Annotated in this window: 23 protein-coding genes and 1 riboswitch; of the genes, 10 read left to right on the forward strand and 13 right to left on the reverse strand. The window is 58.5% G+C overall.

The annotated features are described in order from the left end of the window. Positions 1-44: 44 nt before the first annotated feature. Positions 45-938 (reverse strand): AraC family transcriptional regulator, encoded by an 894-nt coding sequence (locus tag AC2TDJ_RS12810; RefSeq protein ID WP_480842772.1) that lies wholly within the window; start codon positions 936-938, stop codon positions 45-47. A gap of 163 nt (positions 939-1,101) precedes the next feature. Between AC2TDJ_RS12810 and AC2TDJ_RS12815 the strand changes: the two genes are divergently transcribed. From AC2TDJ_RS12815 to AC2TDJ_RS12850, 8 genes are all read left to right on the forward strand, one after another. Continuing rightward, the gene (locus AC2TDJ_RS12815; RefSeq protein ID WP_480842774.1) at positions 1,102-1,917 is read left to right on the forward strand and encodes an SDR family oxidoreductase; all 816 of its coding nucleotides are present in this window, start codon (positions 1,102-1,104) and stop codon (positions 1,915-1,917) included. Positions 1,918-1,955: 38 nt separating this feature from the next. After that, entirely contained in the window at positions 1,956-2,795 is an 840-nt protein-coding gene (locus tag AC2TDJ_RS12820; RefSeq protein WP_480842776.1) for an SDR family NAD(P)-dependent oxidoreductase, read from the forward strand. Positions 2,796-2,830: 35 nt separating this feature from the next. Next, the gene (locus AC2TDJ_RS12825) at positions 2,831-3,295 is read left to right on the forward strand and encodes a (2Fe-2S)-binding protein (protein WP_480842778.1); all 465 of its coding nucleotides are present in this window, start codon (positions 2,831-2,833) and stop codon (positions 3,293-3,295) included. 2 nt (positions 3,296-3,297) lie between these two features. Next, entirely contained in the window at positions 3,298-5,475 is a 2,178-nt protein-coding gene (locus AC2TDJ_RS12830) for a xanthine dehydrogenase family protein molybdopterin-binding subunit (RefSeq protein WP_480842781.1), read from the forward strand. Between the two features lie 162 nt (positions 5,476-5,637). Then, positions 5,638-5,845, forward strand: a riboswitch (cobalamin riboswitch). A 102-nt stretch (positions 5,846-5,947) separates the two neighbouring features. Continuing rightward, entirely contained in the window at positions 5,948-6,304 is a 357-nt protein-coding gene (locus AC2TDJ_RS12835; protein ID WP_480842782.1) for a DUF1636 family protein, read from the forward strand. Beyond that, a complete protein-coding gene (locus AC2TDJ_RS12840) occupies positions 6,301-7,086 on the forward strand; it encodes an ABC transporter ATP-binding protein (RefSeq protein WP_480842784.1) in 786 nt (261 codons plus the stop codon). Before AC2TDJ_RS12835 ends, AC2TDJ_RS12840 begins: the two co-directional genes overlap by 4 nt. Before the next feature lie 18 nt (positions 7,087-7,104). Then, entirely contained in the window at positions 7,105-8,052 is a 948-nt protein-coding gene (locus AC2TDJ_RS12845) for an ABC transporter substrate-binding protein (RefSeq protein WP_480842786.1), read from the forward strand. A gap of 1 nt (position 8,053) precedes the next feature. Continuing rightward, entirely contained in the window at positions 8,054-9,067 is a 1,014-nt protein-coding gene (locus tag AC2TDJ_RS12850; RefSeq protein WP_480842788.1) for a FecCD family ABC transporter permease, read from the forward strand. A gap of 901 nt (positions 9,068-9,968) precedes the next feature. Here AC2TDJ_RS12850 and AC2TDJ_RS12855 read toward each other — a convergent pair. Then, positions 9,969-10,220: a hypothetical protein gene (locus AC2TDJ_RS12855; RefSeq protein ID WP_480842790.1), complete on the reverse strand. Its 252-nt coding sequence runs from the start codon at positions 10,218-10,220 to the stop codon at positions 9,969-9,971. 627 nt (positions 10,221-10,847) lie between these two features. Between AC2TDJ_RS12855 and AC2TDJ_RS12860 the strand changes: the two genes are divergently transcribed. Beyond that, positions 10,848-11,153 (forward strand): hypothetical protein, encoded by a 306-nt coding sequence (locus tag AC2TDJ_RS12860; protein WP_480842792.1) that lies wholly within the window; start codon positions 10,848-10,850, stop codon positions 11,151-11,153. A 2-nt stretch (positions 11,154-11,155) separates the two neighbouring features. Here AC2TDJ_RS12860 and AC2TDJ_RS12865 read toward each other — a convergent pair whose 3' ends face one another. Together AC2TDJ_RS12865 and era are read right to left on the reverse strand one after the other, a co-directional pair. Continuing rightward, positions 11,156-11,485, reverse strand: a complete 330-nt coding sequence (locus AC2TDJ_RS12865; protein WP_480842794.1) for a DUF1491 family protein — start codon at positions 11,483-11,485, stop codon at positions 11,156-11,158. Continuing rightward, entirely contained in the window at positions 11,482-12,390 is a 909-nt protein-coding gene (era, locus tag AC2TDJ_RS12870; protein WP_480842796.1) for a GTPase Era, read from the reverse strand. The genes AC2TDJ_RS12865 and era overlap by 4 nt, the downstream gene beginning before the upstream one ends. 158 nt (positions 12,391-12,548) lie before the next feature. Between era and AC2TDJ_RS12875 the strand changes: the two genes are divergently transcribed. Beyond that, positions 12,549-13,925 (forward strand): multicopper oxidase family protein, encoded by a 1,377-nt coding sequence (locus AC2TDJ_RS12875; protein ID WP_480842798.1) that lies wholly within the window; start codon positions 12,549-12,551, stop codon positions 13,923-13,925. 8 nt (positions 13,926-13,933) lie between these two features. On the opposite strand, the gene AC2TDJ_RS12880 is transcribed toward AC2TDJ_RS12875, so the two are convergent. Genes AC2TDJ_RS12880 through AC2TDJ_RS12920 form a run of 9 tightly spaced genes read right to left on the reverse strand, consistent with a single transcriptional unit; the run spans position 13,934 to position 21,706 of the window. Then, positions 13,934-14,452 (reverse strand): N-acetyltransferase family protein, encoded by a 519-nt coding sequence (locus AC2TDJ_RS12880; RefSeq protein WP_480842800.1) that lies wholly within the window; start codon positions 14,450-14,452, stop codon positions 13,934-13,936. Between the two features lie 23 nt (positions 14,453-14,475). After that, positions 14,476-15,153: a ribonuclease III gene (gene rnc / locus AC2TDJ_RS12885; RefSeq protein ID WP_480842802.1), complete on the reverse strand. Its 678-nt coding sequence runs from the start codon at positions 15,151-15,153 to the stop codon at positions 14,476-14,478. Continuing rightward, positions 15,150-15,989 carry a signal peptidase I gene (gene lepB / locus AC2TDJ_RS12890; protein WP_480842804.1) on the reverse strand — a complete coding sequence of 280 codons (840 nt, stop codon included), beginning with the start codon at positions 15,987-15,989 and terminating at the stop codon, positions 15,150-15,152. The genes rnc and lepB overlap by 4 nt, the downstream gene beginning before the upstream one ends. Before the next feature lie 57 nt (positions 15,990-16,046). Continuing rightward, on the reverse strand, positions 16,047-16,466 hold the full coding sequence (gene acpS / locus AC2TDJ_RS12895) for a holo-ACP synthase (protein WP_480842806.1): 420 nt from the start codon (positions 16,464-16,466) through the stop codon (positions 16,047-16,049). Between the two features lies 1 nt (position 16,467). After that, complete coding sequence (locus tag AC2TDJ_RS12900) at positions 16,468-17,445, reverse strand: NADPH:quinone reductase (protein ID WP_480842808.1); 978 nt, start codon at positions 17,443-17,445, stop codon at positions 16,468-16,470. 54 nt (positions 17,446-17,499) lie between these two features. Beyond that, a complete protein-coding gene (locus AC2TDJ_RS12905) occupies positions 17,500-18,123 on the reverse strand; it encodes a LysE family translocator (protein WP_480842810.1) in 624 nt (207 codons plus the stop codon). Then, positions 18,120-18,866 (reverse strand): pyridoxine 5'-phosphate synthase, encoded by a 747-nt coding sequence (locus AC2TDJ_RS12910; RefSeq protein ID WP_480842812.1) that lies wholly within the window; start codon positions 18,864-18,866, stop codon positions 18,120-18,122. Before AC2TDJ_RS12910 ends, AC2TDJ_RS12905 begins: the two co-directional genes overlap by 4 nt. Further along, positions 18,859-19,557, reverse strand: a complete 699-nt coding sequence (locus tag AC2TDJ_RS12915) for a DUF2062 domain-containing protein (RefSeq protein WP_480842814.1) — start codon at positions 19,555-19,557, stop codon at positions 18,859-18,861. The genes AC2TDJ_RS12910 and AC2TDJ_RS12915 overlap by 8 nt, the downstream gene beginning before the upstream one ends. Before the next feature lie 16 nt (positions 19,558-19,573). Continuing rightward, positions 19,574-21,706, reverse strand: a complete 2,133-nt coding sequence (locus tag AC2TDJ_RS12920) for a RelA/SpoT family protein (protein ID WP_480842816.1) — start codon at positions 21,704-21,706, stop codon at positions 19,574-19,576. Positions 21,707-21,719 lie beyond the last annotated feature (13 nt).

Below are 21,719 nucleotides of genomic sequence, written 5' to 3' on the forward strand. Positions count from 1 at the left end.
TTGTGATTTTGGCAACAGTGTAGGAATCGCTGATTTGGAACGTGTCACGAGGCCAGTGACACTGACGCTAATTTCTGGTCACTGGGCGGCACACCAAACTTGCGCGCATATTCCCGGCTGAATTGGGTGGGACTTTCATACCCGACATCATAAGCGACCGAGGCCACTGACTTGCCGCCGCCGATCAGGAGCCTCCGGGCCTCCATCAGGCGCAGCTCTTTTTGGTATTGCAGCGGAGTAGTGGAGGTAAGCGCCTTGAAATGCTCATGGAAGGTTGATTGGCTCATCCCCGCGGCTGCGGCCAGTTCAGCCACCGGCAGGTTGGCCTTGAAACTTTCTCGGATCATCGAAATCGCCTTGGAAATCCGGCTGGCCGGGCTTTCGTGCAACAATAGCTGACGCAGCATTCCACCATGCTGGGCGCGCAGCAGTCGAAAATGGATCTCTTTCAAGACCAGAGGAGCCAGCGCCTGCACCTCGATCGGGTCATGTGACATTTGGAACAGCCGCGCCGTTGCATCGATCAGGGCGGCATCGCTGTCGGCCACGCTCATCGAATGGAAGGCCCGCTCCTGCCCCTCAGCCGCGCCGACCTCGTCATAGAGGCTGCGGGCGGTGGCCAAATCCAGCCGCAATGCCAGCGACACATAGGGTTTTTCCGGCGAAGCATCGATCACTCCGGCGTTGACAGGCAGTGCGTGGCTGACAATCAGCGACTTGCCGGCGCCATAGCGGATCGTGCGATCTTCCAGATGCGCTTCCTTGGCGCCCTGTAGAACAAGACACATGATCGGCTCATAAAACGTCGCCTCAAACTCAGTGCGGGTTTCGCTGCAAAAAGCGAACAGCCCCTCAACCCCGGTTTCAGAACCTGTCCCAAGTCCACCTTTTTCGCGGACATAGCTGGAAACACTTGAAATCAGCTCCTGCGGTATCATCGGCGTTCCTCCTGTTGCCCTAGTTTATAAGCGTTGCGGGCCCGGCACAGAACCACAAATCCCGAAGCTTCGGAGGATCAGGCAGATCATTCGGAGGATCGGGCACAGGGTTCACGGCAGCGTGCTCTACCTTCGGTGCAACTGAATTGCCGGAGCCAGAGTAATGCCGCAGACCATACTTATCACCGGAGCCTCGTCAGGAATCGGCAAAGCAACTGCAAGCATGTTTGCTGAAGACGGTTGGAACGTCGTCGCCACCATGCGCAACCCAGAGAATGCCGGTAGTCTGGCGAAACGGGCAAATGTCCTTTCCACCGCGTTGGATGTGACCAAACCTGAAACCATCACAGATGCCGTGAACCAGGCCATCGACACTTTCGGGCGGATTGACGTGCTTCTGAACAATGCAGGTTATGGCGCCTACGGTCCGCTGGAAGCGTTTCCGATGGAACGGATCGAACGGCAGTTCGACACCAACGTGATTGGCCTGCTTGCGGTCACCAAGGCGGTATTGCCGCATATGCGGGCGCAAAAATCGGGAACCATCGTCAATATCTCGTCGATTGGCGGGCAGATGACATTCCCGCTGGGCACGCTTTACCACGGCACTAAGTTCGCTGTCGAAGGCCTGTCCGAAGCATTGCACTACGAGCTCGCGGCCTGCGGCGTGAAGGTGAAGATTGTGGAACCCGGCATGATCAACACTGATTTCGGCGGTCGGTCGTTTGATTTCGCCGTAGATGAAAGCATGCCGGAATACTTGCCTGTCGTGGCAGGTATGCAGGCGGCAATGGAATCATTCGCCGCACAGGCCTCCGAGCCGGAAATGGTGGCTGGGGTCATTCGCAATGCGGTGACCGACGGCTCACCACGTTTACGTTATCGCGCCGGAGCGGATGCCGAGTCACTTTTGACCGCCCGCAAGGAACAGGATGACGAGACATTTATTGGCGGCATCAAGGCCCGTATGGGGTCTTAGAAGACCTTGGGTACAGACTGCATCAGGGAGGAAACATCATGTACAGACAAGCACTTGAAGCAGGCGGATTGGCCGTCGTGACCGGCGGCGCCAGCGGTGTTGGCTTTGCCGCCGCTGAACGGTTTGTGCAAGGCGGGCTGGGCGTAGTTCTCGCTGACCTGCCGGGTGATGCATTGGAACAAGCCTCGGAGAAGCTGCGCGCCATTGCCCAGTCGGACACACCCGTATTGGCGGTTCCAACAGACGTCAGCGATGCCGCAGCTGTCCGGACATTGGCAGAGGCGGCGTTTGATGCAGGCGAGGTTGCGGTTCTGATGAATAACGCAGGCATTGCCCGACGTTCGGGCAGTTGGGAGGAACCCGAAGCCTGGCGTGCCATGATTGAGGTGAACCTGTTTGGAGTGTTGAACGGCGTACAGGCCTTCTTGCCCCGTATGATTGATGCCGCGCGCCCCGCCGTGGTGATCAACACAGGCTCCAAGCAGGGTATCACCACACCGCCGGGCAATCCCGGATACAATGTCTCCAAGGCCGGAGTGAAGGTCCTGACCGAAATGCTGGCCCATGACCTGCGGCAAGCAAAGGCGCCAATAACCGCACATCTTTTTGTACCCGGCTTCACTTATACAGGCATGATCGCGCGCCATATGCCCGAGAAACCCGATGCAGCCTGGACCTCGGGGCAGACCGTGGATCACATGCTCAGCCGCATGACAGCGGGCGACTTTTATATCCTGTGTCCCGACAACGACGTACCGCCGGCACGCGACCAGCGTCGGGTGGCCTGGGCTGTCGGCGATATTCTGGAAAACCGCCCCGCCCTGTCACGATGGCATCCGGACTTTTCCGACGCCTTCGCCGAATTCGAAAAAACCTGACTCCGACGACTCAGCCAAGGGGAGGCCCCTAAGCCATGGCAATATCACTGAAACTTAATGGCCAGACGCATCAAGTCGACGCCGAACCCGGAACCCCTTTGTTGTGGGTGATCCGGGATGAATTGAAGCTGACCGGCACCAAGTTCGGCTGCGGTGTCGCGGCTTGCGGCGCCTGCACCGTGCACCTGAATGGCGAACCGGTCCGATCCTGCCAGACCTATGTCGAAGACGTCGAGGACGCTGAGATAACGACCATCGAGAAGATTGCCGATGACAAGGTCGGCCAGGCAGTCCAGACGGCCTGGGTTGAATTGGACGTGGTGCAATGCGGCTACTGCCAGTCCGGGCAAATCATGTCCGCCGTCGGGCTTCTTCGCGAGAATCCCAAGCCGACGGTGGCAGAGATTGACGACTACATGAACGGCAATGCCTGTCGCTGCGCCACATACCAACGCATCCGAGCGGCGATTCAACGTGCATCTGAAATGATGGAGGCCTGATCATGACCCTTAAAACCTCACGCCGTGGCTTCCTGAAATCCGCTGCCGCCGCTGCCGCCGTTCTCTATGTTGGCGCTCGCCCGGATGGTACGCTGGCCGCCGGTTCCGCGCCCGCGCAGTTAAACCCGTTTGTGAAGATTGACGCCGACGGCACCGTCACTGCCATCGTAAAGCACTTCGAAAAAGGTCAGGGACCGGCGACCGGCCTCACCACCCTGATCGCCGAAGAGCTGGGTGTGTCGATCGAGGACATCCAGTACGAATTCGCGCCGTCGGACCCTTCGCGCTATGCCAATCTGGCGTTTGGACAGTTTCAGGGCACCGGCGGGTCCACCGCAATGGCCAATTCATTCATGCAGTACCGCCAAGCCGGCGCTGCGGCGCGCGACATGCTGCTCCGGGCCGCTGCTGAAGCCTGGGGCGCTGACTCCAATTCGTTGACGATCGAAAACGGCATCATCTTAGGTGTGGGGCGGCAGGCACCCATTGCGGAATTTGTAGCCGCTGCGGCGAAAATCGACCCCCCGGCCGAGCCGCGCCTGAAAGACCCCAGCGAGTTTCGTCTGATCGGCAATGCTGCGGTCAGACGCAAGGATTCTCCTCCCAAGATCAATGGCACTGCGATTTACGCGATGGATCTGCACCTGCCGGATCAGATGGTTGTCGTCATCGCCCGTAGTCCGTGCATGGGCGGCCTCGCTTCCGGGTTTGACGAGGGGGCGGCCAGAGAAATCAAAGGTTACATCCGTTCCGCAGTCCTGCCCAACAAGGCAGGCGTTGCCGTTTACGCCGAAACCACCTGGGCCGCTTTTCAGGCACGCGAGGCAATAACCGTTGATTGGGATTTCTCCAATGCCGAGAACCGCGACTCGGGCGAAATCCGCGAACAGCTATTGGCCGCGGTTAACAGTGATCCCGAGTACAACGTTACAGGTGCGGACCAAACAACCACAGCAGCGTTGATTGACGGTGCAGACAATGTCGTCGAGCAGACCTTCTATTTCCCCCTGCTGGCACACGCTCCGATGGAACCGTTGACCTGTACCATCGAAGCCAACGAAGACGGCGGCATCACCCTGCATGACGGGGCCCAGATGCCGACCGGACCGCATTTCGCACTTGCCGAGATCTTTCAGTTGCCAATGGAAATGATCCGTATCAACACGGTGTTCGCAGGCGGCTCATTTGGGCGGCGCGCAACACCAACAGCGGACTATCAGGTCGAAGCCGCGCTTGCCTTTGCGATTACCGACCGCTCGCGACCCGTAAAACTGGTCTGGTCGCGTGAGGATGACATCACCGGTGGGTACTACCGCCCCGCCGTGGCGCATAAAGTGCGTGTGGGTCTGGACGCAAATGGAAACATCGCCGGCTGGGATCACCGCATCGCCGCCCAGTCGATCATGAAAGGCACCGCGTTCGAAAGCCTGATCGTGCACAACGGCGTGGACCACAGCTCGGTCGAAGGCGTGACCGAGAACCCCTATCAAATCCCGGGGCAGTTCATCGGTCTAAGCGATGTGGCAAAGGCCACATCTGTTCTCTGGTGGCGCTCGGTCGGACATACCCACACGGCCTACGTCATGGAGACCATGATGGACGAAGCCGCCCGTGCCGCAGGTCGCGATCCGGTTGAGTTCCGCCTGGCCCTGCTGGAAGGCAGCGGCAATGATCAGAAGCGATTGGCCGGTGTGCTAAAATTGGCGGCGGAAAAGGGCAACTGGGGCAACGCGCCCGAGGGACGCAACCAGGGCATTGCCGTTCACAAAAGCTTTGGCAGCTACGCGGCCGAAGTCGTGGAAATATCCGGCAACGCCGATGACGGGGTGAAGATCGAGAAGGTAACCTGCGCCATCGACTGCGGACTTGCAGTCAACCCGGACGTGATCAAGGCACAGATGGAAGGTGGCATCGGGTATGGTATCGGTCATGTGATGCGGGACGAAATAACCCTGACGGATGGTGTCGTAGACCAGTCCAACTTTCCCGATTTCGAGCCGTTGAGAATCGGCGATATCGGCGCAATCGAAGTTCATATCGTACCTTCCGCCGAAATGCCCACCGGAGTTGGTGAACCCGGCACCCCGCCGTCCGCTCCGGCACTGGCCAACGCCATCGCCGCGACCGGTCCGCGGGTGACGGAATTGCCAATGATCAGCAGCGGCGTCAGCTTCGTATGACAACTAACCCTGCGCCGGTCGGTTCTTAGATCGGCGCAGGGGTCCAATCGCCTATTTCCAATGTTGCACCAGTACGATTAGCTGCCTGGCGGTTCACAGATTACTTCCCACCCAGCAAATCGTGTTTTCAAAAGTTCCATATTGACGCAACCTGCGTTCTCGGGCACTCAAACGCGTGATGGTTCCCGATGGTCCACCCAAGGGATGAAAAGGGAATACGGTGAGGTCTGCCATTTGGCGCCAATTCCGTGACTGCCCCCGCAACTGTAAGCGGCGAGCGACGCCAAACAGCCACTGGTCCTTGAGACCGGGAAGGATGGCCAAGCATCGACCCGCAAGTCAGGAGACCTGCCATCAGATGTTCAACCAACCCGGGGCGGGGCGTCCTGGAAGGAGGCTTTGATGGCACGTTCGATACGTGTTTACCTGAACGGCACCTTCTGTCCACGCTTGGCAACAAGCGGAGCGGGCAATGCCAGAGACACCTGATCATTTCCTTCTGATATGCTCGACTTGTGGCGGGGAATTGCCAGTTGACGCTATTCGAAACGCGCTGACTGGCAGGCTTCCTGAGGGATTTGCTGTTCGCACCGTTGCTTGCATGGCGGGCTGCGCACAGCCAACGACCGTCGGGTTTCAGGCTGTCGACAAAGCGCAATACCTCTTCGGCAGCATTCAAACGCCGCAAGAGGTGGAAGCGCTGGCCGAGTTTGCACACCAATATCGCGACAGCGTGGATGGGTGGACCAACGCCACGGACCGACCGCGCCCGTTATTTTCAAAAACTCTTTCTCGCTTGCCCCGGATCCGATTGGAGGAGCCCTCATGACGACCTCGACCTTTCTGGCTGCGCGTGATCTCGAATACTATGCGCTCAACGGTGACGTGCTGCTGCAAGGCGCCTCGTTCGAGCTGGACGAGGGTGCGATTCTGGCAATCGCCGGCCCAAATGGGGCAGGAAAGACAACTCTTCTGAACCTGTTGTGCGGAACCGTTGAGATTGGTTTGGGCGATGTTCAGGTCAATGGGCGTAGTCTCAAACATATGCCCGCCAAAGAGCGGGCCCGCATGATCGCCGTTGTCAGCCAGCAGGAGCTTCCGGATGGCAGGTTGTTTTTGCGAGATTACGTCGCCTTGGGCCAGATTCCGATCTGGCCAGATCGTTCAGCAGAGGAGCATGCAGCAGAGCTGTCCAGAATTCTGGACCTGACGGGCCTCGGCGCATTGGCAGACAAACGCATGGCAGTGTTGTCGGGAGGCGAACGTCAAAGAGCTCATATCGCCCGCGCGCTGGCTCAGAATCCGTCCTTGCTGTTTCTGGACGAACCCACCAACCACCTCGATCCCGACGCCAAGGGGCGCATGCTGTCTCTGGTTGCCGAACTGGGCATAACGGTGGTCATGATCGTCCACGATCTGGTGATGATCCCGGAATTTGCCACGCATGTGGCGTTGATGAAATCCGCACGGCTGACCGGTTTTGGACCGGTCGCCGAAGTGCTGACCCCTGAACGGGTTCGCGACACATTCGGCGTCGATTACCTGTGCTTTCACCATGAAGGGCGCGTGATCCCGGCATTGGATATCCGAAAAACCACTGTTTCTACTTAAGAAAAGGAAAACTCTGAAATGAAGAACATCTGGTCTGTGGCGCTGATGACAGCCATGGCTGGCGGCGCTGCCGCGCATGAGGTCACCGTCGACAATTGCGGCGAGCCGCTTGTGTTTGAGTCGCAACCCGAACGCCTGGTCGTGCACGACATGAACATGACCGACATGGCCTTTGCACTGGGTCTGCAGGACAAGATCGTCGGCCTTACCGGCATCACCGGATGGTACAAGACCAGCCCGGAATTCGACACGCTGCGCGGTGACATCCCAGAGCTTGCGCCGAAATACCCAACTGTTGAAAACCTCGTGGCGGTCGAACCCGACCTGTTCTTTGCAGGCTGGTATTACGGCATGAAGCCCGGCGGCGACGTGACCCCGGACACGCTTGAGCCGTTTGGCATCAAGACGATGATCCTGTCCGAAAGCTGCGTGCATCTGGACAAGGACCGCCCCGAAGCCAGTATGAACCTGCTGTTCGATGATGTTTTGCGTCTGGGCAAGGTCATGCATGTCGAAGATAAGGCCGAGGCGTTGGTGAGCGGCTGGAAAGATGAACTCGCCGCGATCGAGGCGCAGACGGCCGATCTTCCCAAGCCGCGTGTCTTCCTGCTGGACGGGCCGGCGGACGCACCCTTTACTGCTGGTAAGTTCGCCATCCCCGACGCGATGATTGCTGCCGCTGGTGGCGAGAACGTCACTCATGACATGGACACAAGCTGGGGCCGCACCTCGTGGGAGGCGGTAGCCGCTGCCAACCCTGAATTCCTCGTGCTGCTCGACTATCAAACTGGCAACGGCGCGGCGGATACGTTCAAATTCCTGCAAGATCATCCGGTGATGTCTCAGACGGATGCAGTGAAAAATGAGCGCTGGATTGGCCTACGGTACGAGGAATTGACCCCGGGACCGGCAAATATCGAGGCGATCTCGAAGATGGTGCAGGCCATGCACCCCGTCCTCAACTAACATGGGCCGATTGGGCCTGACACTTCTGCTGGGGGCGGTCGTATTGACCGCCCTCTTGCTGATTTCAACCATCTACGGCACCACACCTATCCCCGCGGCAGACGCGTTCAACGCGGTTCTTTTGGGAACCGGGCTAGCCAACGGAGAAATGACGCCTCTTCATCGGATCGTGTTCGACCTGCGTCTGCCGCGCGCAATGTTCGCTGCGGTGATCGGAGCTGGGCTGGGGATCGTTGGCGTGGTCCTGCAAACCACAACGCGCAACGATCTGGCCGACCCGTTTCTTTTCGGCCTGTCCTCGGGCGCCGCAGCCGGGGCCGTGTTTGTCATCACAGTAACCGGTGATATTTTGGGGTTCTGGACCTTGCCGCTGGCCGCCTTCTGCGGGGGGCTCGTAGCGTCCGGGATCGTGCTGGCGCTGGTGCATGGGCTGCGTACAAGCGCGCCGGAAAAGCTGATCCTCGCAGGGCTTGCGGTGTCTTTCCTGTTCTCCGCCATCACCAATTATCTGATATTCGCAGGCGATAGCCGCGCGGCCCATTCGGTCATCTTCTGGATGCTTGGTGGGCTGGGCCTGGCCCGTTGGGAGACCTTCCCACTGGTTTGCGCCGGTCTGGTGTTGATCCTGACCTATTCGCTGTATCGCAGCCGCTGGTTGGACGCATTGCTGACAGGCGATCTGACGGCCGCGACGCTTGGTGTACCGGTGCAGGGCCTGCGGTTCCGCATGTTCTTCACGGCCGCCCTTGCAACAGCAGTGTTCGTCTCGGTCGCAGGAGTGATTGGTTTTGTCGGCTTGATGGTACCGCACATCGCAAGAGGTATCGCCGGAACATTGCACAGCCAACTTCTACCAACCGCTGCGATTGTCGGCGCAGCGCTGCTGACGGGATCGGACATCCTCAGCAGGTTACTGCTTGCGCCGCAGGAACTGCCTGTAGGGATTGTGACGACATCGATCGGATCAGTTTTCGTGTTTATTCTGCTGTTTCGAACAGCAAAGGCTCAGAAGTGAGTCTTCAATAGAATTGGTGTTATTGTTGCTGAAGCTGATGAAGCCTGAGAGGGCAGGCTCACTCCAAGTGTTCACCAAAGAAAGAAGGCAGGTCGACGGGATTCCTCGAGCTGCGAAAGCGCTTACAAAGCGTTCGACGTTGCCCTGCTCGACTATTCAAATTGACCGGGGCCGCTAAACCGCCCCCGCACCTGTCGATCTTGTCTTAGAACTTCAGCAAAAAGCCTCCCGACTATCACCACTCACTAAGATAGTCGGGAGGCGGCCCAACCGGTCCAGCGGGCCGCGACACAACAGAGGTAATACAAAATTCGTGTCGCATTCGCATATTTGAACCTAAAATGAATCATTTCAAGAAATTTATCGCGCGCAAACTTGCTGATTTGCGCGCGACCCCAGCTTTCCATTTATTTGCGACGGCTTTCGCGGCGGAGCAATTCGGCTGTCGCCGCCCCTTCATTCTGTTTTTCCAGAACGGCGGAACATCTCCGGCCATGATGCATCCATACGGGTCGACATAATCCTCGATCTCGGCAATTTCGTAGGACCATATCTGTGACACGACGCTCTCTGCGGATTAGTAGCTGAAGGGCGGCTCTGCCGCATCTACTGGGCCGGCATAGAACCGGATATCAGCCATTCGGTTTGGGCTTTCAACTTCTGCTCGGTTGTCACCGACCCCATCCGGCGATTGTGTTCAGACCGTGAATGGTTCCGACCGGCACCATGCGCAGTGATCTAGGGTTGTCACAAACGGGTTTTCGCGGAACGCATCCAGCAGCTTCAGCGTGGTTGTGAACCTCTTACCCCCCCCGAGCGCGTCCGCCCGGTCCAAATTGCGTCACCGTCTGTGCGGCATGCAAAACTGCACTGGGATCAGCCTCTCCCAGATCAGTGGTCGTTATGCGCAACAGATATCAACCGCGTGCATCGCCGAATGGATCGCATTACGCGCCACAGCGACAACACCAACTGGTTTTGCACCAACCGGCCCGTCCAGGCAGGAATCCGGCATGATGGAAGACACCCCGACAGTCGGAGGCTGCATCGGAGCAGTCGTGGTTTCCTGAGCTTTCGAGATGTTGTCCTTTTCATCCGAGTGCGTTGCGTCGGTAATTGCGTGAAGCGCCACTTCTCTGTGCTGACGCAGCACTAGGGTTGCAGCGGTCAGTGGGGTCTCGCCTCAGGCATCTGCCGTATGCGTACCGCCCCAAACCGTTTGGTCCGCATCTCATTCGCGCGGGCCATCAGGACCGGGAACTTCTTACCGGGCGGTGGCCCCGGTCATTCAGATGTTCCACCGTCACCGGGCCGAATGTCTTTCTTCCATCATCTTTATTCCTTCAAATTCAGGTCCCGACGAAAAGGGGAGGAGAAACAGTTCGGGAGGCTCGCCCGCATCTGAATGGGCAGATGCGCTTGCCAACTGCACGCCGGCACGGAGAGGAGTTGAACCCGCTCGACCTATCCCTGTAGAGCCATATAGTTCCTTCGGCAGCTGCCGGGGTATTCCATTTGCAATGGGTCAGTAGGACAATGAAATTGCGGAACATTCAGCACGTTCGGCACCGCGATTTCCATCACGCCGTGCAGGGCGTCCACGATTTCGTGCGGCAGCGCAGCCATGAAATCCACGTTCTTTGACGCCGCGAAAATGCCCGCCAGTCACCTGCTGTTCAGGACCACCACCTTCTAACCGGAAAGGCGCCCGACGATCACCAACTTGACAATGGCCCCTTGATATTCATTAATTAACAGTATCGTTAAATAGGAGGCCATCATGCGAGGAATCACCATTACCTACAGCTTCGATGGCGACGAAGCCGACTGGCAGGCTACAACCAGTGCCTTCATTGCGGCCATCGAAGCTGATCCGGATGCCGCCGGTAAATTCACGTATCAGGTTGCCGTCGCCGATGATGGAAAATCCCGGTTTCATTGGGGTCGGTGGGACAGTGCCGAAACACTGGCGCACGTGCAGTCGCAGCCGTATTTCAAAACCTTTGCCGTCAAGGTTCGGGAATTTGCAGGAGGCGCGCCCAACGCAGTTGGGCATGATGTCAAAGCAAAAACAAGCGGGTGGTAGAGCTAGTCCAGCCCCTCTTCCCCCAACAGATGCCGTCCCTGCCGGTCCTCGACCTCAATCACCCAGAGGTCGGGGTCAAAGCTGCGCTGACGTTGGATGGCGTCGTCAACCTCGGCTTCGGGGCCGCCAGAGAGCTCAACCCATTTCCGCTCGCCGCTCATCAGGTCGAAACTGCGCTGGAACGCGACGGCCTGCCCGTCCAGAGTGTTGAGCTTGACCAGAACCGCACCAGCCGTGTCATCTCCGTGAGTCACGACAAATGCCGGGATTTCCTGAAATCGCAACCGCGCCAGATAAGCGTGCACCCAGAATTCAGCCGTCAGGCGGCTCATGCGTTGCCGTCTTTGAAATCCAGGCCCATTTCCGAATAGCGCTCGGATTCTTCGAGCCAGTTGGGCCTGACCTTCACTTGCAGGAACAGGTGGATTTTCCGGTCGAGGAATTCTTCCAGCTCAGCCCGTGCGGCTTGGCTAACTGCCTTGATCGTCTCGCCGCGCTTACCCAGAACGATGCCCTTGTGTCCATCGCGCATGACATAGATGACCTGATCGATCTTGGCCGAACCGTCTTTGCGTTCCTCCCAGCTTTCGGTCTCGACCGTCAGTTGATAGGGCAGTTCCTGATGCAGCCGCAGCGTCAGTTTCTCGCGTGTCATCTCTGCGGCGATCATGCGCAGAGGCAGATCTGCGATCTGATCTTCGGGGTAGAGCCAAGGCCCTTCGGGCAGTTCAGAGGCCAGCCATTTGCGCAGGTCCTCGACACCATAACCCTTTTCGGCCGAGATCATGAAGGTTTCGGCAAAGGGATAACGCGCGTTCAGGTCACTGGTCAGAGTCAAAAGCGCCTCGGACGGAACCCTGTCGATCTTGTTGATCGCCAGCGCGATCCTGCGCCCCTGCCCAATCTCGTCCAGACCTTCGAGGATGCGTTCGACACCTTCCGTGATCCCGCGATGCGCCTCGACCAACAGCACGACGATATCAGCATCCGCAGCCCCGCCCCAGGCTGCCGCGACCATGGCGCGGTCCAAACGGCGACGGGGTTTGAAAAGACCCGGCGTATCAACGAAGACCAGTTGCGCATCACCTTCCATCGCCACGCCGCGGATGCGGGCGCGTGTGGTTTGCACCTTATGCGTCACGATCGAGACCTTGGCCCCGACCATGCGGTTCAGAAGAGTGGATTTGCCTGCGTTGGGCTCACCGATCAGGGCGATAAATCCGGCGCGTGTGGTCATGTTCAATGCGATCCTGTTTACAAGTCGACACCCCTATCGCAGAACGCCGCGGCGGGCCAGAGGGATTTGTCGCATTGCAGCCATGCGTCAACAATGGCAGGAATGCCAGGCGCCGAGCCAGACCCAGCCAGGCGATTACCCAAAACATGAGGCAGGTTATGAAACGCCGTGAGTTTCTTGTCGGCAGCGGTGCCGCAGCAGGTGTATTGGGTCTGGGCGGTTTTGGCCTGGCCGGGAATACGCAGGAGCTGGTGATACAACCCTCCAGCTTTGCTTTGCGGGAACAGGTTACGACCGGGATGGTCAGCCTGTCGCCGGATGCGCCGCCTCCGGTCCTATTTGGTCGGCAAGGAAAGGCAATGCGGCTACCGGTCCGAAACGCGACCTCGGACTACACAGCGATGCATTGGCACGGGATGCGTATCGCCAATGAAATGGACGGGGTGCCTTATCTGACGCAAATGCCGATAGGAGAAGGTGAGCTGTTCGAGTACGAGTTCACACCGCCTGATGCGGGTACATATTGGTATCACCCGCATTGCATGACCATGGACCAGATGGCCTGCGGCTTCACCGGTGTTATGGTGATTGCCGAGGTTGAAGACCCCGGTTTCGACAGCGATCAGGTCGTCAACCTGCGTGACTTCCGACTGGATGAAAATGATCAGTTCTTGCCCGCATATACAGCGCGGGGCGCGGCGCGAGCCGGTACGTTTGGCAATCTGCAGACCGCGAACTGGTTGATTAAACCGATCTATGACCATGACGCCGGTGGATTGGTCCGTCTGAGGGTGGTGAACACAGACACGACGCGCATCTACAAGCTCCATCTTGAGGGTGCCGAGGCTCGGATCATTGCGTGGGATGGTCATCCGGTCGAAATCGACCTTCCCATGCCCAGCGCCGACGACCCTTTGCTGGTTGCACCCGGCCAAAGGGTGGATTTTGCGGTGGTGATGCCGTCAGACGAGGGGCAGACCGTCGACCTTATGGCCAAATTGCCCGGCCAGTCGCATCGCGCCATGGCTCAATTGCGCGCAGTTGGCGTATCCGCGTCGCGCGAGCTGCATGAGCTGCGACCTTTGCCGGCAAATCCAGTGATCAAACCGGATCTGGCGAAGGCGGACGTGCATGAGTTCGTCTTTGGCTGGACGCCAGAGGGAGGTGAACCGAAAAACGGATTTTGTGGATCGCTGGGGTACAATTTCTGGTCTATCAACCGCAAACCATGGCCCGGCGATGCGGCACAGGGTGTCGGTCCACTGGCTACGTTGGAAATGGGCAAAAGCTATGTTCTGCGCCTGCGGAATGAATCCCCCAATCTGCATCCGATCCATCTGCACGGGCTGGCGTTCCTGCCGCTGAAATCAAACCTGCGCCGCCTGCCTCCGCTGATGACGGACACGATGCTTCTGCTCAAGGACGAGATCGTCGAGATTGCACTGGTTGCGGACAATCCCGGCGATTGGGCGTTTCACTGCCACGTGATTGAACATCAGAAGACTGGGCTGACGGGTTTTATCCGCGTGGCCTGAGCCCCGACCTACTTGGACGTCTCCAAGGATAACGCCAACACGTCGTTTGGGTATGCCTGTTCATGAATTCGGAAATCCGTGGTTCCGACCCGCCGAAACCCTTGGGCCAGGTAGAATTCAATCGCCGGAGCGTTCTGAGAGTTTGTCGTCAACCAGACAGATCTTTGGCCGATATCCCGGCAATGATCCACGGCCTGTTGCAACAGCGTTTTGCCGATGCCCTTTCCGTGGTGGCGCGGTTGTACGTAGAAAGTTGCAATTTCCACGTCAGACATCCCTGCGACCGGCGCGATGCTACCCTCGGTCACGTGAATGAAGCCGTCGATACCGTCACAATTCTCGGACACCGCAATGAAATCATTTGAACTTTCGACCAAGCTCTCAAACCGGGCGGCCGTGAATTCCGACAGCACGTATTCGGCAAAAATCGAGCTGACACCCTGCCGCAAATACGTCCCGACCCAGACCTCTATGGAAAGTGCGGCAAGACTGGCGGCATCCGATTTGCAGGCAGGCCTTATCTTCATCGGTCAGCTTTATCGGGCGCGGGTCAGCCCAACTGCTCCAACAGCGCCTTGGCGGCGGCTTGCTCGGCCTGCCGTTTCGATCCGGCGGTGGCCTGCGCTTCGGTGCCGTCCTGCAATCGGGCAGCGATAGTGAAAACAGGGGCGTGATCTGGACCGCTGCGTTTGACTTCAATGTAGCTGGGTGGCTTCTGGCCACGAGCTTGCGCCCATTCCTGCAATGACGTTTTGGCGTCGCGTGCATCAGCCTCGACGTTATGTATCCGTTCACCCCAGAGCCGGAGGATCACATCGCGCGCGGCTTCGAATCCGGCATCGCGGTAGACGGCGGCAATAACCGCCTCCATCGCGTCACCCAGAAGGGCCTGTTTGCGGCGACCGCCCGACAACATCTCGGACCGGCCCAGTTTCAGTACCGCCCCCAGATCGATTTGGCGCGCTACGTCCGCGCAGGTTTCCTTGCGGACCAAAGCGTTGAAACGGGGGGCCAGTTGGCCTTCGGACGCATTCTTGTCGGCCTCCAGCAATGCGGTGGCCATCACCAGACCCAACACCCGGTCGCCCAGAAACTCCAGCCGCTGATTGTCGGGACGAGTTGGGGAAGACACCGACCCATGTGTTAACGCCCGCACCAGCAAAGCGGGGTTGTCGAATTCGTACCCCAATCTGTGCTGGAACGCCTTTATTTCAGCCGAAAGCTTCAATTGACCGCCTTGAAGAAACGGTCGCCGCGCCAGGTCCAGAAGAACAGCATCGAACGGCCCGCAGACGAGAACATGATCCGGTCCGCACGGCCAATCAGGTTCTGATACGGCACGAACCCAACGCCACCGGCGGATTGCGGCAGGCGACTGTCCGCAGAATTATCGCGGTTGTCGCCCATAAAGAAATAATGACCTTCGGGTACGGTGTAGACACCCGTGTTGTCAGACCCCTGGTTGCCGATGTTTAGGACATCGTAAGACACACCGTTGGGCAGAGTTTCGATTAGCCGGGACTTCTCGCAGACACCGCCCATGCCGACCGGGCCATTTTCGCAACGCGGGCGCAGGCCCTGCGGGCCCTGCGGCTCGGCAATCTCGGTGAACACGCCATCGGGTTGCTGCGGCACAGGAGTGCCGTTCAGGATGATCTGCCCCTCGCGTATCTGGATGCGGTCGCCCGGCAGACCGACCAGGCGCTTGATATAATCGCGCCCGGTTACCGGATGGCGGAACACGATCACATCGCCGCGTTCAGGCTCACCACCCCAGATGCGGCCGTCGCCATCGCCCTGCATCCAGCCGCAGATATCTTCCGCATCGATATTCAGGCCGACACTGGGAATGATCAAGCTTGGGCATGAGGCGTAGGAATAGCCATAGGCCATCTTGTTGACGAACAGGAAATCCCCGATCAGCAGGGTCTGCTTCATCGAACCCGAGGGAATCCAGAAGGGTTGAAAGAACAGGGTTCGGAATACGCCTGCGATCAGCAGAGCGTAGACGATTGTTTTGATCGTCTCCCAGATCCCGCTTCCGGATTTGGCTTCCTCGGCCATACTGCTCTCCAGTCCTTGCTTCGTTGGGGTGCTACATGCGTGTCGGCTGGGGGCAAGTCAAGGCTGCGCGGTGCTATCTTGGATCGGGCGCGCCTCGATCACAACGAAGGCCTGCGCCCAGGGGTGATCATCTGTCAGGGTGACGTGGATGATCGCCTCATGCCCTTCAGGGGTCATCTCTTTTAGACGTTCGGCGGCCCAACCGGTGACATGCATGACGGGCTGCCCGGTGCGCAGGTTGGTAACGGCCATGTCCTTCCATGCGATGCCCATACGCAGACCGGTTCCCAGTGCCTTTGAGCACGCCTCTTTCGCGGCCCAGCGCTTGGCGTAGGTGCCTGCGGAATCGTGCCGCCTCTCAGCCTTGCGCTGCTCGATATCGGTGAAAACACGGTTACGGAACCGGTCGCCAAAGCGGTCGAGCGTGCCCTGAATTCGGTCGATATTCGCGAGGTCTGTGCCGATGCCGAGGATCATATCATACCTCCAACACTACGGTTCCCAGCTTTTGCCCAGCTTCGACCAGCTCATGCGCCGCGGCGGCATCTTCGAGCCGTCCTGCCGCGACAACGGCATGTTTCAGTGCATTCTGTTCCAGCCACTGTTGTAACTGAGCTTCGCCCTTGCGCCGCGCCACTGCATCCAGCTGGTAAACGATTAGCATGTGCAGGCTGATATTCTTGAACATGAACCCATAGAAATCGAGTTCCGGGCGCATCTGGGACGCCGACGCGTAGCTGGCTATCGTCCCACCCGGTCGGATCAGCACTTGCGAGGCATCCTGGTTTGCGGCGAAATCCACCTCCACGATACGATCAACACCCGCACCTTCGGTCAGGTCCATCACCGCTTCGGAGACGTTCTGTGTGCGATAATTCACCCATTCGGAAGCGGTGGAATGCGCGGCTTTTTCTTTGGAACTTACGGTAGTGATGACCCGCGCGCCGCCCAAAGCGGCCATCTGGCAGGCATACCGCCCAACGGTTCCAGCACCCCCTGTCACCAGGATTGTCTTATCTGCAATCGGGCCATCGCAATACAAGGCATACCATGCCGTCATCGCCGGGATCCCGAAACACGCAGCTTCGGTAAAACTGGTCGTTGTCGGCAAGAAAACGGCTTGTTCTGACGGCACCGCAATGAACTCGGCACCGGTGCCAAAAGCGCGTTGCCATTGGCCGTTCCAGATCCAGACACGTTCGCCAACCCGCGCCGGATCGACGCCATCACCAACGGCTTCGATCACCCCGGCACCGTCAGAATGTGGAATGATGACGGGGTATTGCATGACTGCGCCGGGTCGGGCGCCGCCCCGCAGCTTGACGTCCGAAGGGTTTATACCGGTCGCATGAACCTGCACCAGAACCTCTCCTGGTCCAGCCACTGGATCAGGCAAGTCAATCAGTTCCAAAACGCCGGGAGCAGGGCCAAAGCCACGGTAAGCAACTGCTTTCATAGCATTTCCTCCATTCCGATCGGCGACGACGAAGCGGGTTTCATGTCATGCTCATCATCCCAACCGCACCGTCAGTATCTTGTAGCTCGCCAATCCAAAGAACCCGGCAAAGGCGAGATCAAACCAGCGGCGGGCGCGGCGATAGACGCTTACCATACGCTCGGACGAAAACAGGAATGCGTAACCGATAAAGATCAGCAGGGATCCGGCATAAAGCAGGCCGAAATAGCCAAGCAGCATCGACAGGCTGGCGTCGTTCGGCGCAACGATGGCGTAAATTGAACCCCAGCTGAGGATCGCCTTCGGGTTGGTCAGGTGAATGGCTGCGCCCTTGGCGAATATCGTACCGGCGGAACCTGTAGCCGGCCTGCCCAGCGCGACCTCATCAGAAGTCATTGCCCGGCGAAGCGCTTTGAACGCCAGCCAGCCCAGATAGGCCACACCAACATATCGGATCACTTCGAACACCCAGACATTAGCCAGCATGATGGCCGACAATCCCAAGGCGGCGGCGATACCCCAGGCGGCCGACCCTGCACAAATACCCAGTGCGAAAGTCAATCCGGCTCGACGGCCCTCGTTCATCGCGGTTCCGGCAATACCCATCGTCGCAGGTCCGGGCGAGCCCCCGGCCATCAGCCAGGCAATCCAGATGGCAATGAAACCGGGTGTGATCATGCCCGCGCCTCGTCCATCAAACGGCGCATCTCGGCGATGGCCGGGGTCAGACCCAGAAAGATCGCTTCGCCGATCAGAAAGTGGCCGATGTTCAGCTCTTTCACCTCGGGGAAGGCCGCAACGGGCTTTACGGTCTCATAGGTCAGGCCGTGACCCGCGTGAACCTCAAGACCCAGCGAGTGGGCAAAGGCCGACATCTCGCGCAGCGCTTCCAGTTCCCGCGCGGCTTCTTCCATTTTGCCTTCGGCATAGGCGTCACAATAGGCGCCTGTGTGAAGCTCGATCACCTCGGCCCCGATACGATGGGCGGCCTCGATCTGGCGCTGGTCGGCGGCGATGAAGATCGACACGCGGCAGCCGACATCGCGCAGGGGCGCAATGAAATGGGCCAGCTTGTTTTCTTCTCGCGCGACTTCAAGCCCGCCTTCGGTCGTGCGTTCCTCGCGCTTTTCCGGCACGATGCAAACGGCATGCGGTTTGTGGCGCAGGGCAATCTCTTGCATTTCTGGAGTTGCCGCCATTTCAAAGTTCAGAGGCACGGTAAGCACCTCCATCAGACCATCGATATCTGCGTCCGAGATGTGCCGGCGGTCTTCGCGCAGGTGCGCGGTGATGCCGTCAGCACCGGCTTCTTCGGCGAGTTTGGCGGCACGCAACGGATCTGGATAATCCCCGCCACGTGCGTTACGCACGGTGGCTACGTGATCGATATTCACACCAAGTCGCAGGTGGCGGTCAGACATCATTCGAATCCTTATTTGGCCCTTCGGCCGAGCCTAGTGGGTTTGTCGCAGGAACGGCAGCCTCTGCCTGCGCCAAACGTTTGATTTGCTCAAATTTTGCCTTGATCCTGGCGCGACGGCGCTGCTGGTACGTTCGGATCAATGGCAGGCTGAGATATGCGCAGATCACCCCGGCCACGATACCCGGAACGATCCCGCCGATCATGTAGGGAAAAAACACCTCATGATAAAACACCTCGAGCCCGCGCCAGTCCGCAACACGGTCGCTGAAGATCGCCAGGAAATTGTTCTTCAGATCACCCAGTGCATCGGCGAATTTTCCCATCAACCCATGGGTGTCGCCCTTTTCAAAGTTGGTCCCTAAAAGGAAATGACCGGTCTGCAAGCAGATTACCCCTATGGGCACATAGGTCAGCGGATTGCCGAAGAATGTGCCGCTGAGCGCAGCCAGGATATTGCCGTTGATCAACCGGGCCAGCACGGCGGCAACAACAAAATGCATGCCGTAAAACGGGGTGAACGCAGCAAATACGCCTGCACCAATGCCCCGCGCGATCCGTTCAGGGGAATCTGGCAGTCGCCGAACCCGATGTTTGACGTAGTGAAAAGCGCGGGTCCAGCCGCCACGCGGATACACGAATTCCGAAGCGATCTGGACAGGCGAGCGTCGATCTCGGCGCTTGAAAACCACTCCTGATCACCCTTTCTCAGCCTGCCGCCACTGCGGCTTTCGTCCGATCCCGATACCGTTCCACCGCAGCCACATCGCTTTCCGCCTCAAGCATCAGCATCAGGGAATGCAACTGCTCCAGATCTCGCAGTTCGACGCTGATCAGCAGGCGGTAAAAGTCCGGTTTGCGGTCAACAAACTCAAGATTCGAGATATTGGCCTTTTTCTCACCGATCAATGTGCAAATACGCCCCAGGACACCCGCGTCGTTGCCAATGGTCAGGTCCAGCGTAGCACCGTAGATGGCCGGGTGCGTGCCCGAGTGCCAATGCAGATCGACCCAGCGATCCGGCTCGCTTTCGAATTCCGTAAGCCGGTCACAATCGATGGCGTGTACGACCACGCCTTTGCCGCGATAGGTGATCCCGACGATGCGTTCGCCCGGCAGGGGCTGACAACAGGGTGCGCGGTCAAACTTCTGCCCCGGTTCCAGACCGATCACCGCGCGACGCATGGGGATCGCGTCCCCATCATCCTGTGTCAGTTCAGGATAAACCGCGCTGACCACATCGTGCGCTGTCAGTTCTGCGCTGCCAAGTCGCGCCAGCAACTCATCACGATCCTTGAGGCGCAGGTGTTTGGCAGCCGTTTCCAATGCCTTGTCGGTTGCCTTGCGGCCAACATGTTCAAATCCCGACCGGGCAAGCTCCTTACCCAGTTTGATGAAACGCTCTCGGTCTACTTCACGCAGAGCACGGCGAATGGCTGTCCTGGCCTTGCCTGTAACGGCGATCTCAAGCCAAGTAACCTGAGGCGTCTGGCCGTCAGCGGTGATGATGTCCACGGATTGTCCGTTCTTGATCCGCGTCCACAAAGGCACGCGAATACCGTCCACCTTGGCCCCGACACATGCATGGCCGATACGCGTGTGGATGGCGTAAGCAAAGTCAATCGGCGTTGCCCCCCGCGGCAGTTTCACCACGTCGCCCTTTGGCGTAAAGCAGAACACCTGGTCCGAATACATCTCCAGCTTGACCGCTTCGAGGAAGTCTTCGTGATCATCCTCGCTGTCGAATTGCTCTGTCAGGTTCGCAATCCACTTGGCCGGGTCGACGGCAAAGGGGTTTTCCGAGCGCACACCATCCCGATAAGACCAATGCGCGGCAACACCGGTTTCAGCCACGTCATGCATCTGACGCGTGCGAATCTGGACTTCGACCCGTTTTCCGTCACGGCCCGAAACCGTAGTGTGGATCGAGCGGTATCCGTTGGATTTCGGCTGACTGATGTAATCTTTGAAGCGCCCCGGCACCGCGCGCCACCGCTGATGGATGGCACCAAGGGTGCGATAACAATCCTCTTCAGATCCGGTAATGATGCGGAAACCATAGATGTCCGACAGGCGCGAGAAGCCCTGGTCCTTCTCCTGCATCTTGCGCCAGATCGAATAAGGCTTCTTAGCGCGGCCAAAGACCTCAGCCTCAATCCCGGCCTTATCCAGTTCGTGACGCATGTCGCCGGTGATCCGATGGATCACGTCGCCAGTTTCCCGTTGCAGAGTGATGAAGCGGCGAATGATCGACTGGCGGCCTTCGGGGTTCAGAACGCGGAAAGCAAGGTCCTCCAGCTCTTCCCGCATCCACTGCATACCCATACGGCCCGCAAGCGGCGCGTAGATGTCCATCGTTTCCCGCGCCTTCACGACCTGTTTTTCAGGCCGCATCGCCTTGATCGTGCGCATATTGTGCAGACGGTCGGCAAGCTTGACCAGAATGACCCGCAGATCCTTTGACATAGCCATGAACAGCTTGCGGAAGTTCTCGGCCTGTTTGGTTTCGCGACTGGACAGCTGCAGATTGGTCAGCTTGGTTACGCCATCGACCAGCTTGGCGACCTCTTCCCCGAACAGTTCGGAGATTTTGCCGTAGCTGGCTTTGGTGTCTTCAATCGTGTCGTGAAGAAGGGCCGTAATGATCGTTGCATCGTCCAGACGTTGTTCGGTCAGGATCGCAGCAACGGCAACCGGATGGCTGAAATACGGTTCGCCGGAATGGCGGAACTGCCCATCGTGCATCTGCTGGCCGAATTCATAGGCTTTTGCGATGCGCTCGGCATTTGTCTTTGGGTTGTAGTTGCGGACCAGCGCAATCAGGTCGTCAGCAGATATCATCCGGTCCGCACCT

This window comes from Ruegeria sp. HKCCD6647-2, from assembly GCF_057221075.1.

Bases quoted from the DNA above. Each gene is read 5' to 3' on its own strand.
- AC2TDJ_RS12810 (WP_480842772.1), bottom strand. From the start codon at position 938: ATGATACCGCAGGAGCTGATTTCAAGTGTTTCCAGCTATGTCCGCGAA.
- AC2TDJ_RS12815 (WP_480842774.1), top strand. From the start codon at position 1,102: ATGCCGCAGACCATACTTATCACCGGAGCCTCGTCAGGAATCGGCAAA.
- AC2TDJ_RS12820 (WP_480842776.1), top strand. From the start codon at position 1,956: ATGTACAGACAAGCACTTGAAGCAGGCGGATTGGCCGTCGTGACCGGC.
- AC2TDJ_RS12825 (WP_480842778.1), top strand. From the start codon at position 2,831: ATGGCAATATCACTGAAACTTAATGGCCAGACGCATCAAGTCGACGCC.
- AC2TDJ_RS12830 (WP_480842781.1), top strand. From the start codon at position 3,298: ATGACCCTTAAAACCTCACGCCGTGGCTTCCTGAAATCCGCTGCCGCC.
- AC2TDJ_RS12835 (WP_480842782.1), top strand. From the start codon at position 5,948: ATGCCAGAGACACCTGATCATTTCCTTCTGATATGCTCGACTTGTGGC.
- AC2TDJ_RS12840 (WP_480842784.1), top strand. From the start codon at position 6,301: ATGACGACCTCGACCTTTCTGGCTGCGCGTGATCTCGAATACTATGCG.
- AC2TDJ_RS12845 (WP_480842786.1), top strand. From the start codon at position 7,105: ATGAAGAACATCTGGTCTGTGGCGCTGATGACAGCCATGGCTGGCGGC.
- AC2TDJ_RS12850 (WP_480842788.1), top strand. From the start codon at position 8,054: ATGGGCCGATTGGGCCTGACACTTCTGCTGGGGGCGGTCGTATTGACC.
- AC2TDJ_RS12860 (WP_480842792.1), top strand. From the start codon at position 10,848: ATGCGAGGAATCACCATTACCTACAGCTTCGATGGCGACGAAGCCGAC.
- AC2TDJ_RS12865 (WP_480842794.1), bottom strand. From the start codon at position 11,485: ATGAGCCGCCTGACGGCTGAATTCTGGGTGCACGCTTATCTGGCGCGG.
- era (WP_480842796.1), bottom strand. From the start codon at position 12,390: ATGACCACACGCGCCGGATTTATCGCCCTGATCGGTGAGCCCAACGCA.
- AC2TDJ_RS12875 (WP_480842798.1), top strand. From the start codon at position 12,549: ATGAAACGCCGTGAGTTTCTTGTCGGCAGCGGTGCCGCAGCAGGTGTA.
- AC2TDJ_RS12880 (WP_480842800.1), bottom strand. From the start codon at position 14,452: ATGAAGATAAGGCCTGCCTGCAAATCGGATGCCGCCAGTCTTGCCGCA.
- lepB (WP_480842804.1), bottom strand. From the start codon at position 15,989: ATGGCCGAGGAAGCCAAATCCGGAAGCGGGATCTGGGAGACGATCAAA.
- acpS (WP_480842806.1), bottom strand. From the start codon at position 16,466: ATGATCCTCGGCATCGGCACAGACCTCGCGAATATCGACCGAATTCAG.
- AC2TDJ_RS12900 (WP_480842808.1), bottom strand. From the start codon at position 17,445: ATGAAAGCAGTTGCTTACCGTGGCTTTGGCCCTGCTCCCGGCGTTTTG.
- AC2TDJ_RS12905 (WP_480842810.1), bottom strand. From the start codon at position 18,123: ATGATCACACCCGGTTTCATTGCCATCTGGATTGCCTGGCTGATGGCC.
- AC2TDJ_RS12910 (WP_480842812.1), bottom strand. From the start codon at position 18,866: ATGTCTGACCGCCACCTGCGACTTGGTGTGAATATCGATCACGTAGCC.
- AC2TDJ_RS12920 (WP_480842816.1), bottom strand. From the start codon at position 21,706: ATGATATCTGCTGACGACCTGATTGCGCTGGTCCGCAACTACAACCCA.